The sequence below is a fragment of the Pseudescherichia sp. genome, assembly GCF_031998825.1.
Lineage (GTDB): Bacteria > Pseudomonadota > Gammaproteobacteria > Enterobacterales > Enterobacteriaceae > Pseudescherichia.
In genome coordinates this window covers 48,670-59,124 of record NZ_DAMACX010000006.1, presented here as the reverse complement: position 1 = coordinate 59,124, position 10,455 = coordinate 48,670, and the positions used below count along the sequence as shown (strand labels likewise).

12 protein-coding genes are annotated in these 10,455 nt (G+C 55.6%); 6 read left to right on the top strand and 6 right to left on the bottom strand.

The genetic code is table 11. The features are described 5' to 3' along the window. Positions 1-915, bottom strand: a 915-nt coding sequence (locus RTP97_RS04545; protein WP_312411326.1) for a PTS transporter subunit EIIC, incomplete at its 3' end; no start/stop codon positions are given. A 269-nt stretch (positions 916-1,184) separates the two neighbouring features. On the opposite strand from RTP97_RS04545, the gene RTP97_RS04540 reads away from it, so the two are divergent. Beyond that, entirely contained in the window at positions 1,185-2,384 is a 1,200-nt protein-coding gene (locus RTP97_RS04540) for an enolase C-terminal domain-like protein (protein ID WP_312411325.1), read from the top strand. Here RTP97_RS04540 and RTP97_RS04535 read toward each other — a convergent pair. Beyond that, a complete protein-coding gene (locus tag RTP97_RS04535; RefSeq protein ID WP_312411322.1) occupies positions 2,381-3,094 on the bottom strand; it encodes a GntR family transcriptional regulator in 714 nt (237 codons plus the stop codon). The genes RTP97_RS04540 and RTP97_RS04535 overlap by 4 nt on opposite strands. A 14-nt stretch (positions 3,095-3,108) precedes the next feature. Further along, positions 3,109-3,393 (bottom strand): NadS family protein, encoded by a 285-nt coding sequence (gene nadS, locus RTP97_RS04530; protein WP_312411319.1) that lies wholly within the window; start codon positions 3,391-3,393, stop codon positions 3,109-3,111. Positions 3,394-3,688: 295 nt separating this feature from the next. Here nadS and RTP97_RS04525 point away from each other — a divergent pair, with 295 nt between their 5' ends. Continuing rightward, positions 3,689-4,897: a sugar transporter gene (locus tag RTP97_RS04525; RefSeq protein ID WP_312411317.1), complete on the top strand. Its 1,209-nt coding sequence runs from the start codon at positions 3,689-3,691 to the stop codon at positions 4,895-4,897. A 21-nt stretch (positions 4,898-4,918) separates the two neighbouring features. On the opposite strand, the gene RTP97_RS04520 is transcribed toward RTP97_RS04525, so the two are convergent. Then, on the bottom strand, positions 4,919-5,590 hold the full coding sequence (locus RTP97_RS04520) for a MarC family NAAT transporter (RefSeq protein WP_312411315.1): 672 nt from the start codon (positions 5,588-5,590) through the stop codon (positions 4,919-4,921). A gap of 242 nt (positions 5,591-5,832) precedes the next feature. Between RTP97_RS04520 and marR the strand changes: the two genes are divergently transcribed. Genes marR through marB form a run of 3 tightly spaced genes read left to right on the top strand, consistent with a single transcriptional unit; the run spans position 5,833 to position 6,902 of the window. Further along, complete coding sequence (gene marR / locus RTP97_RS04515) at positions 5,833-6,267, top strand: multiple antibiotic resistance transcriptional regulator MarR (RefSeq protein WP_312411313.1); 435 nt, start codon at positions 5,833-5,835, stop codon at positions 6,265-6,267. Positions 6,268-6,284: 17 nt separating this feature from the next. Then, positions 6,285-6,668 (top strand): MDR efflux pump AcrAB transcriptional activator MarA, encoded by a 384-nt coding sequence (gene marA / locus RTP97_RS04510; RefSeq protein WP_312210134.1) that lies wholly within the window; start codon positions 6,285-6,287, stop codon positions 6,666-6,668. Positions 6,669-6,698: 30 nt separating this feature from the next. Then, positions 6,699-6,902 carry a multiple antibiotic resistance protein MarB gene (gene marB, locus RTP97_RS04505; RefSeq protein ID WP_312411310.1) on the top strand — a complete coding sequence of 68 codons (204 nt, stop codon included), beginning with the start codon at positions 6,699-6,701 and terminating at the stop codon, positions 6,900-6,902. A 43-nt stretch (positions 6,903-6,945) separates the two neighbouring features. Here the strand turns inward: marB and eamA are convergent, their stop codons facing one another. Beyond that, positions 6,946-7,842, bottom strand: a complete 897-nt coding sequence (eamA, locus tag RTP97_RS04500) for an O-acetylserine/cysteine exporter (RefSeq protein ID WP_312411307.1) — start codon at positions 7,840-7,842, stop codon at positions 6,946-6,948. Positions 7,843-8,032: 190 nt separating this feature from the next. Here eamA and ydeE point away from each other — a divergent pair, with 190 nt between their 5' ends. Beyond that, positions 8,033-9,229, top strand: coding sequence for an efflux MFS transporter YdeE (gene ydeE, locus RTP97_RS04495; protein ID WP_312411304.1), 1,197 nt, complete (start codon positions 8,033-8,035; stop codon positions 9,227-9,229). Between the two features lie 33 nt (positions 9,230-9,262). On the opposite strand, the gene RTP97_RS04490 is transcribed toward ydeE, so the two are convergent. Then, entirely contained in the window at positions 9,263-10,366 is a 1,104-nt protein-coding gene (locus RTP97_RS04490) for a cobalamin-independent methionine synthase II family protein (protein WP_312411301.1), read from the bottom strand. Positions 10,367-10,455 lie beyond the last annotated feature (89 nt).

The following is a 10,455-nucleotide window of genomic DNA, read 5'->3' as shown; positions in this document are numbered from 1 at the left end:
GATCGCCACCGGACGGATCGCGCCAACAATCAAACCCGCCAGCACCGATGAGGTATCAAACAGGCCTTGAATACACCATGCCAGCCCTTTGCCTAGCCAGATACCTACCGGACCAATCACCACTAACGCTACCAGCGCGGTGATAAACAGCGTCAGGGTGGGTGTAAAGACAGTTCTCAATACCTCTGGCATGATGCGATCAACGGCGCGATGGATATAGCTCAGCGCCAGCACCGAGAAAATGACCGGGATCACGCTGGAGGCGTAGTTAAATACTGATACCGGCAGCACACCGGCAAACCAGTAAGCCTGCACCGCCCCCGGTGCGCCGCTCGCCAGCTGCTTAGCCGCCTCAATCAGGGAGGGATACATCAGGCAGGCAACCACCGCCGCCGCTAAATATTCGTTGGTTTTAAACATCTTCGCGGCGGAAACCGCCAGGAAAAACGGCAGGAACCAGAACACGCCGCTGGCGATCATATCGATCACCATCACGGTATCGCTTTTTGCCGACAGCAGATTCATGGCAATGAAACCGGCCAGCAAGCCTTTGATCATGCCCGCCCCCGCGATAGCCGGTACGATGGGGCCGAAGACCCCAGAAACCGTATCCATAAACAGCGAAACCAGCCCCCTTTTCGCTTTGGCTGGAGACGCGTTGGCTGGCTCAGCAGCGACGTCGCCGCCGATCTGCTGATACCAGTAATTGACCTGCGGGCCGATGATCACCTGAAACTGCTCGCTTTGCAGCTGCGCGCCCAATACGCCGGGTAACTGGGTAACGGCTTGCTGATTGATCTTCGCCTCATCCACCAGATCGAAGCGCAGACGCGTCATGCAGTGCCAGACTTTATTGATATTTTCTCGACCGCCAACGCCCTGGATCAGCGCGTTGATGATGGCTGGATTACTCATTTCCTGCTCCTCGTCTGCCTTGATGACGGCATCTTCAATGCTGAAGAAGTCTACGGGAAGGCTGCAGCGATAAACAGACCAATAAAAAGTGACGATGCTCACAAAAGCAGGTATGGGAAGCAAACTGAACAGGTTTTATGCTCAATTGGTCTGGTTTTTACGCCATTCAATGCCTCTGTGCAGACCAAAATAAAGTGCTGGTAATCGGTAAAAAAGAGCAGGAATAATAGTCGCCGTAATCTGCTTTTAGTCAGCCGTCAGGAGCGACCATGACACCCACTATCATCACCAACGTTGAATGCTTTATCACCCGCCCGGATCGCCATAACCTGGTGCTGGTCAAAGTCACCACGGATAAAAATATCGTCGGTTATGGCTGCGCCACGTTTCAGCAGCGGCCGCTGGCGGTAAAAGCCATGGTGGATGAATATCTGCAACCGTTGCTGATGGGGCGCGACGGCAATCACATTGAAGATCTGTGGCAGATGATGCAGGTAAACGCCTACTGGCGAAATGGCCCGGTGATGAACAACGCCATCGCGGGGGTGGATATGGCGCTGTGGGATATCAAAGGCCAGCTGGCGGGAATGCCGCTCTATCAGCTGTTTGGGGGTAAATCGAAAGACGCGATAGCGGTTTACAGTCATGCCGCAGGTGAAAGCATGGATCAACTCTATCCTCAGGTAGATGCCCTGCTTGCGCAAGGTTATCGCTACATTCGCTGCCAGCTCGGTTTTTACGGCGGCACGCCGCAGGACTTACATGCCACCCGCGAACCGACGCCGGGTGCCTATTACGATCAGGATGAATACATGGCAAATACCCTCGCCATGTTTAAAGCGCTGCGCGAGAAGTACGGCCAGCGTTTCCATATTCTGCATGACGTACACGAGCGGCTGTTTCCGCAGCAGGCGATTCAGCTGGCGAAGGCGCTGGAGCCTTATCAGCCCTGGTTTTTGGAAGATATCGTCTCACCGCAGCAGAGCGGTTGGTTAGCGCAGGTCCGGGCGCACAGCAGCGTGCCGCTGGCGCTGGGCGAGCTGTTTAACAATCCGGCCGAGTGGCACGATGTGATCGTTAATCGGCAGATCGACTTTATCCGCTGCCATGTGTCACAGATTGGCGGTATTACCCCAGCACTTAAGCTAGCGGTCCTGTGTCAGGCATTTGGCGTGCGGCTGGCATGGCACGGGCCGCCAGACATGACGCCCATCGGCGTAGCGGTGAACACCCATCTTAATATTCACCTGCATAACGCAGCGATCCAGGAGTTTATCCCGCCGCAGGCCAATACCCTGACGGTGTTCCCCAATGCGCCGCAGGCGGAGGGCGGGTATATGTATCCGATCGACCGTCCGGGCATCGGTATGCAGGTGGATGAAACAGCGCTGGCGCATTTCCCGGTGGTGTATCGTCCCCACGAATGGACACAAAGCCGCCTGCCGAACGGTGCGATGCACACGCCTTAGTCACCGCTGCGAAAGCGCAGATTGTCGGCGTTGAACGGCGTAACGTAGGTACATTCGTAATGAATGTCGATCACTTCGCTCATCACCCAGACTTCACCGCCGGAGAGAATGCCGCGGTTGGTGATTTTCATGGCGGGCGTACCGCGTTTGCAGCCGAGCTGCGTGGCCTGAGCCTTATCTACCGCCACCGCCTGATAGTGGGTAAGAAAGTGCGAAAGTGAGAAGCCTTTGCCAATTGCATAGCGTTGCAATGAGCTTTCGATCGCCTGTTGATTGAGGTCGGGAAAGCGTGCCAGCGGCAGGCTGGAGGTTTCGATCTGCGTGCAGCGATCGTCCACGTAGCGCAGGCGACAGAAGTACCATAGCCACTCATTTTCACCGATGCCAAATACCTGCTGCTGCTCTTTGCCCGGCAGCCGTTTATGCAGGCTGAGCAGACGATAGCGCATTTGGTCGAAGCGTTTTTCGGTGATGGAGTTGTAGACCAGCGGATTGCTGCGTGCATTTTCACTGACGTAAATGCCTGAGCCCTGCACGATGCGAATTATGCCGATGCTTACCAGCTTTTTTAACGCTTCCCGCACGGTATAGCGCGAGACGCCATACTCTTCAGCGAGTTCGCGCTCGGCGGGTAATTTATGTAACGGCTCGCTGGCGGTTTGGAAGATCTTACTGAGCAAGTCCTGAGTGATAAATTCCCGTTTTTTCATGGTGTCAGCAGTATTTAATGCGAGGCCAGTTCGTAATAAAAAGCTGGATTTGACTGGATGGCTGCCAGCACCTTTGCTGCAAGCCCCGTTGGGTTGCGTCTCTTACTCTCCCAGCTTTTGATAGTATCGACGCTAGTACCTAACGCTTGGGCCATTTCACTCTGCGAGACATTAAGCTGCTCTCTGATTGCTTTAACGTCGGCAACCTCATAACGCGTAACCCGAGCCGCTTTCTTCGCGCCTTTTTTAATCTCTACAGCCTCTTCCAAAGAGGTTTTCAGCTCATCAAAAAAAGTCATATTACACCTCTCCCCTCTTTATAGGAGTACACAGTACACTTCAACGTGGCTTTTCTCTACCAAAATATTTACGCGAAATAACAGGATTTGAAGAGCCGTAGGCCGGATAAGCGCAGCGCCATCCGGCGTCAAGGCGCCTGACGCCGGATGGCGGCCAAAGGCCTTATCCGGCCTACATGAGCGCTCTGGTTTGGGAGTCAAAATCGAGATCTAAATCACAAAACGATTGTATTTTCGCCAGTGAACGTTTTAAGATCGTGGCATCTTTTCCGCTCATCAACACTACTATAACCTTATGACAACGAACACCGTTTCACGCAAAGTTGCGTGGCTGCGCGTCGTGACGCTGGCCATCGCGGCCTTTATCTTCAATACCACTGAATTTGTGCCCGTTGGCCTGCTCTCTGATATCGCTGACAGCTTCGGGATGCAGACCCCAGAAGTGGGCATTATGCTCACCATCTATGCATGGGTGGTGGCGCTGATGTCGCTGCCGTTTATGCTGCTCACCAGCCAGGTGGAGCGGCGCAAGCTGCTGATTGTGCTCTTTGTCTTGTTTATTGCCAGTCACGTCCTCTCCTTCCTTGCGTGGAACTTTACCGTACTGGTAATAAGCCGGATCGGCATTGCCTTTGCCCACGCGATCTTCTGGTCGATTACCGCATCGCTGGCGATCCGCGTAGCGCCGCCGGGCAAGCGCGCCCAGGCGCTTAGCCTGCTGGCCACCGGTACGGCGCTGGCGATGGTGCTCGGGCTGCCAATTGGCCGCATCGTCGGGCAATACTTTGGCTGGCGCACCACCTTCTTTATCATCGGCCTCGGGGCGCTGATCACCCTGCTCTGCCTGGCGAAGCTGCTGCCTAAGCTGCCGAGCGAGCACTCCGGTTCGCTCAAGAGCCTGCCGCTGCTGATCCGCCGTCCGGCGCTAATGAGCATCTATCTGCTGACGGTTGTGGTGGTGACCGCACACTATACCGCCTATAGCTACATCGAGCCGTTTGTACATCACGTGGCGGGCCTGAGCGCCAGCTTCGCTACCGTTCTGCTGCTGATCCTGGGCGGCGCGGGCATTATTGGCAGCATCCTGTTTGGCAAGCTAGGCAACCAGCACGCCTCCACGCTGGTGAGCAGTGCGATTGCCGTGCTGACGATCTCACTGATACTGATGCTGCCCGCCTCCCACAGCACGACGTACCTCGCCGTGCTCGGCGTCTTCTGGGGCATCGCCATTATGATTATCGGACTGGGTATGCAGGTGAAAGTCCTGTCGCTGGCTCCGGATGCCACCGACGTGGCGATGTCACTCTTCTCTGGCATCTTTAACCTCGGCATCGGCGCGGGCGCGCTGGTGGGCAACCAGGTGAGCCTGAACTGGTCGATGGCCAACGTGGGCTACGTGGGTGCAGTGCCTGCGCTGGCGGCGCTGGTCTGGTCGGTGGTGATCTTCCGCCGCTGGCCCACGGTGCTGGAAGAGCACGCTGAGCTTCAAGAGCAGAGCCAATAGCGTTTACGCCGGGTGGCACTGCTACGAGAGTGGGTAGCTGGAGATAATCTCCAGCACCCCATTGATAATAAACTGCACGCCCATGCAGACCAGCAGAAAACCCATCAGCCTTGAGATTGCTTCGATACCGCTTTTCCCTACCAGCCGCATCACCGCCCCTGAACTGCGAAGACAGCCCCACAGGATCACCGCCACGATCAGGAAGATGAGCGGCGGCGCAATCAGTATCACCCACTCCGGAAAGGTGGAGCTGTGACGCAGAGTTGAGGCCGAACTGATGATCATGGCGATGGTTCCCGGCCCGGCGGTGCTGGGCATGGCCAGCGGGACGAAAGCGATATTGGTATCCGGCTCTTCAATCAGCTCGGCTGATTTAGTGCTGGCCTCGGGCGACTCATGCGCTCTCTGCTGGGGAAACAGCATCCGGAATCCAATAAAAGCGACGATTAACCCACCTGCAATACGCAGCCCGGGAATAGAGATGCCGAAGGTATTCATCACTACCTGCCCGGCATACCAGGCAACCATCATAATGGCAAAGACGTAAACGGACGCCATCAGCGACTGGCGATCGCGTTCAGCCTTGTTCATGTTGCCCGCCAGCCCAAGAAATAGCGCGACGGTAGTTAACGGGTTTGCCAGCGGGAGCAATACCACCAGCCCTAATCCAATAGCCCTGAACAGATCCTGCATAAGCGGCACTCCTCGAAGCGAAATTGTCAGCGTTCATTATACCTACAAAGCCCCTGCCCGTGCAGAGGATATCATCCTAACCCAATGTATAACCTACAGTTATTAATTTATTAGTTATTGCTAAAAAATTAGTGCATGAAACGTTTTAGCAAATTGTGGCATAAGCTAATGCATTCAGTTGACTTATAGTTGCCCCGGCAATAATATCTGCCGTGACTAATCTACTTGCCGGGGCAACCATCGTGAAAAGCACCAGTGACCTGTTCAATGAAATTATCCCACTGGGCCGCTTGATCCACATGGTCAACCAGAAAAAAGATCGCTTATTAAACGATTACCTTTCGCCGCTGGATATCACGGCGACGCAATTTAAGGTGCTCTGCTCTATCCGCTGCGCAAGCTGTATTACGCCGGTGGAGCTGAAAAAAGTGCTGTCTGTCGATCTCGGGGCGCTGACCCGAATGCTGGATCGACTGGTATGCAAAGGCTGGATTGAACGCCAGCCCAATCCGCACGACAAGCGCGGCGTGCTGATTCAGCTCACCACCGACGGCGCAGCGCTTTGTGAGCAAGGCCATAAATTAGTGGGGCAAGACCTGCATCAGGAACTAACAAAAAACTTAACGGCAGATGAAGTGGCAACCCTTGAGTATTTGCTCAAGAAAATACTGCCGTAAACAGAAGAGGTATAATGATGTCCAGACGCAATAATGACGCCATTACTATTCATAGCATATTGGACTGGATCGAGGATAACCTGGAGTCACCGCTGTCGCTGGAGAAGGTTTCCGAGCGTTCGGGTTATTCAAAATGGCACCTGCAACGGATGTTTAAGAAAGAGACCGGGCACTCTTTAGGTCACTATATCCGCAGCCGCAAGCTTACTGAAATCGCACAGAAGCTTAAGCAGAGCAACGAGCCGATTCTCTATCTGGCAGAGCGCTACGGCTTTGAGTCACAGCAGACGCTGACCCGAACCTTTAAAAACTATTTCGACGTGCCGCCGCATAAGTACCGCATTACCAATATGCATGGCGAAGCCCGTTATCTGCTGCCGCTAAACCATTACAACCATTAATCGCCTGTTTTAAGACGTATCGAGGAAATCATGAAGTTTACCGTCTCCGCCGCCCTTACCCTGCTGGCGCTGTTTTCTGGCAACAGCTTTGCGGAGCAGCCGCGCCCTACCGATCAAAACCAGCGCGACGCGATGATTATGCCTTCCGCCCATGACCAGTCACCTTTTGACTTTAACCACATGGGCTCCGGGAGTGATAAATCCGACGAGTTAGGCGTGCCTTATTACAACTAAGCACGGCTAATACGTTCTTGCCCCGCACCGTGCGGGGCTTTTTTTAGCGTGCCGCCAACGATGAACGCAGGCGAAAGCCAAAGATATTGATATAGAGGCCCGCCATAATCAGCGCAGCACCCAGTAGCTGTAAACCGTTCAGCGTCTCACCCAACAACAGCGCAGCGCTGGCCATGCCCACCACCGGCACCAGCAGCGAGAGCGGCGCGACGCGCCAGGTTTCGTAGCGTCCGAGCAGCGTTCCCCAGATCCCATAGCCGATGATAGTGGCGACAAACGCCAGGTAGATCAGCGACAGCACGGTGGTGATATCGATCTGTACCAGACTTTGCACCATCAACGCCGGGCCATCAAAAATCAGCGAGGCGACCATAAAGGGAACCACGGGGATCAGGGCGCTCCAGACCACCAGCGACATGACCGCCGGACGCGACGGGTGCTGCATGATCTTTTTGTTAAAGATATTGCCGCAGGCCCAGCTCAACGCGGCCGCCAGGGTGAGCATGAAGCCCAGCAGAGTAACGTCCTGGCCGTTCAGGCTGGACTCGGCCAGCACCAGCACGCCAAAAACGGCAAGGGTGATCCCAAGCACCTGCTTAAGCTGAAGCCGCTCGCCGAAGGCTGCCGCCCCAAGGACGATGGTAAAGAAAGCCTGCGCCTGCAATACCAGCGAGGCCAGCCCAGCGGGCATACCAAACTTGATGGCGCTAAACAGAAAGGCAAACTGGCCAAAGCTGATGGTCAGGCCATAGCCCAACAGCAGGCGCAGCGGCACCTTTGGCCGGGCGACAAACAGCAGCGCTGGAAAGGCGACCAGCACAAAGCGCAGACCTGCCAACATTAGGGGGGGCATATTGTGCAGCCCGACCTTAATGACGACAAAATTAAGTCCCCAAACCACCACCACCAGTAATGCCAGCAGCCCGTCTTTCCGCGTCATACCTGCCCCTGAAGTTTAAGCTTTTGTAAAAATATTACGTTATCGTAAAAATCTGTCGAGAGACAGATCACAATATTCGGTAGGTCAGCCTGTGCCATGTCATAGATCTGGTCGCTATACAGTGCGCTTTTGGCATGTTATTGCTGATAGCGAAAGCAAAAATAAAAAACTACGCACTGTCGGATACAACATGATCACAACTCAACAACGCTCCATCATCGCACTACTCGCTTCATCACTGCTGCTAACCATCGGCCGCGGCGCTACGCTGCCCTTTATGACCATCTATCTCAACAGCCAGTATGGCATGGCCGTAGATCAGGTGGGTTTTGCCATGACCGTGGCAATGACCGTCGGCGTCTTCTTTAGCCTCGGCTTCGGCATTCTTGCCGATAAATTTGATAAGAAGCGCTACATGCTGATCGCTATCACCACCTTTGTACTGAGCTTTATCGGCATTCCTCTTAGCCATAATGCGGTGCTGGTGGTGCTCTTCTTCTCGGTAATTAACTGTGCCTATTCGGTCTTCGCCACCGTCGTTAAAGCCTACTTCTCCGATACCCTGGCTCCGGCGGCGAAATCAAAGGTTTTCTCGCTTAACTACTCATTCTTGAATATTGGCTGGACGGTCGGCCCGCCGCTGGGCACGCTGCTGGTGATGCAGAACAGCCAGCTGCCGTTCTGGCTTGCTGCTGGCTGCGCGGCCTTCCCGTTGGTGTTTATTCAACTCTGGGTGCAGCGCGTTAGGGTGAAGAGTGAGGGAGATGCCATCCAGCCCTGGTCGCCCTCGGTTCTGCTGCACGATAAAGCGCTGCTGTGGTTCACGCTCTCCGGCCTGCTGGCCTCCTTCGTCAGCGGCTCCTTTGCCTCCTGCATTTCGCAGTACGTCATGGCCGTGGCCGATAACGCCTTCGCGCAGAAGGTGGTGGCGCTGGTGCTGCCGGTGAATGCGGTTATCGTGGTCATGTTCCAGTACGTAATTGGCCGCTATCTGCAGGCCAACAATATTCGTCCGATGATGGCCATCGGGACGCTCTGCTTCGTGATCGGGCTGCTGGGCTTTATGATCTCCGGCAGCCAGCTCTGGCTGTGGGGCGTCTCCGCTGCCGTATTTACGGTTGGGGAGATTGTCTATGCACCAGGGGAATACATGCTGATAGATCATATTGCCCCGCCGGGGATGAAAGCCAGCTACTTCTCGGCCCAGGCCCTCGGCTGGCTCGGCGCGGCGATGAACCCACTCGCCACCGGCATCATTCTGACCACGCTCCCAGGCTGGACGCTGTTTGCGATCCTGGCGGCAATCATCGTTCTGGCCTGGCTGATGATGCTGCGCGGGATGCAGGTCAGGCCGTGGGACAGCGGACTGAGCGCGGCAAAAGCATAAAAAAAGGGGCAGGAAATCTGCCCCTCTTAACGCTTACCAGACCTGTTCGGCAATGCGTGTCACCAGGCGGACCTTATCCCACTGCTGGGCTTCGGTCAGGCTGTTGCCCTCTTCCGTAGAGGCGAAGCCGCACTGCGGGCTGAGGCAGATCTGATTGATATCCACATACTGCGCCGCTTCCTGAATGCGTGCCTGAATCCCTTCCGGGTTCTCCAGCTCGCCGTTTTTCGTGGTAATCAGCCCCAGCACTACCTGCTGCTTGCCCGGACGGATAAAGCGCAGCGGAGCAAAGTCGCCGGAGCGGTCGTTGTCATACTCCAGGAAGAAGACATCGACGTTGACCTGGCCGAAGAGCACTTCCGCCACCGGCTCGTAGCCGCCTTCAGAGATCCAGGTTGAACGGAAGTTACCGCGGCAGACATGCAGGCCGATGGTTAAATCCTCCGGCTTGCCCTCCAGCGCCTTGTTCAGAACCCGGGCGTAGATGCGTGCCAGCTCGTCAGGATCTTCACCGCGCTCGCGAACCTGACGACGCTGATCGTCTGAGCAGAGGTAGGCCCAGACCGTATCGTCCAGCTGCAGGTAACGGCAGCCTGCCTCATAGAAGGCGTGGATAGCGTCGCGCCAGGTGGTCGCCAGATCGTCGAAGTAGGCGTCCAGCTGCGGGTAGACCGTGCTGTCGATATCCTTACGGCCACCGCGGAAGTGCAGCACGCTCGGGCTAGGGATGGTCATCTTCGGCTGGGCGCTGCCGCTAATGCTCTGCAGGAAGCGGAAATCCTCCAGCATCGGGTGATCGCCGAAGCCCAGCTTGCCGGTCACGCGTACGCCGTGTGCTTTGGTCTGTACGCCGTTGAACTGGATGCCCGCATCAGAATCGTAACGCTCTACGCCCTGCAGGCCATCAAAGAAGTCAAAGTGCCACCAGGCACGGCGGAATTCGCCGTCGGTGACGACGTGCAGGCCGCAGGCGCACTGCTGCTCAACCACTTTGCGGATCGCGCTGTCTTCAACCGCGCGCAGCTGGCCCGCATCAATTTCGCCTGCGGCAAACTGAATGCGTGCCTGCTTGATAGCATCCGGGCGCAGGAAACTGCCGACAACATCGGCGCGGAACGGGGAGTGGTGACGCTGCATGGTAATCTCCTTGCCGTCGGGTAATGATAACCTGACGTGATAGTTCATGATTTAAACATTTTAGCCTTCTGGACGGCTATATGTCTAAA

Excerpts from the sequence above, each read along its gene's own strand:
- RTP97_RS04540 (WP_312411325.1), top strand. The coding sequence starts at position 1,185 with ATGACACCCACTATCATCACCAACGTTGAATGCTTTATCACCCGCCCG.
- RTP97_RS04535 (WP_312411322.1), bottom strand. The coding sequence starts at position 3,094 with ATGAAAAAACGGGAATTTATCACTCAGGACTTGCTCAGTAAGATCTTC.
- nadS (WP_312411319.1), bottom strand. The coding sequence starts at position 3,393 with ATGACTTTTTTTGATGAGCTGAAAACCTCTTTGGAAGAGGCTGTAGAG.
- RTP97_RS04525 (WP_312411317.1), top strand. The coding sequence starts at position 3,689 with ATGACAACGAACACCGTTTCACGCAAAGTTGCGTGGCTGCGCGTCGTG.
- RTP97_RS04520 (WP_312411315.1), bottom strand. The coding sequence starts at position 5,590 with ATGCAGGATCTGTTCAGGGCTATTGGATTAGGGCTGGTGGTATTGCTC.
- marA (WP_312210134.1), top strand. The coding sequence starts at position 6,285 with ATGTCCAGACGCAATAATGACGCCATTACTATTCATAGCATATTGGAC.
- marB (WP_312411310.1), top strand. The coding sequence starts at position 6,699 with ATGAAGTTTACCGTCTCCGCCGCCCTTACCCTGCTGGCGCTGTTTTCT.
- eamA (WP_312411307.1), bottom strand. The coding sequence starts at position 7,842 with ATGACGCGGAAAGACGGGCTGCTGGCATTACTGGTGGTGGTGGTTTGG.
- ydeE (WP_312411304.1), top strand. The coding sequence starts at position 8,033 with ATGATCACAACTCAACAACGCTCCATCATCGCACTACTCGCTTCATCA.
- RTP97_RS04490 (WP_312411301.1), bottom strand. The coding sequence starts at position 10,366 with ATGCAGCGTCACCACTCCCCGTTCCGCGCCGATGTTGTCGGCAGTTTC.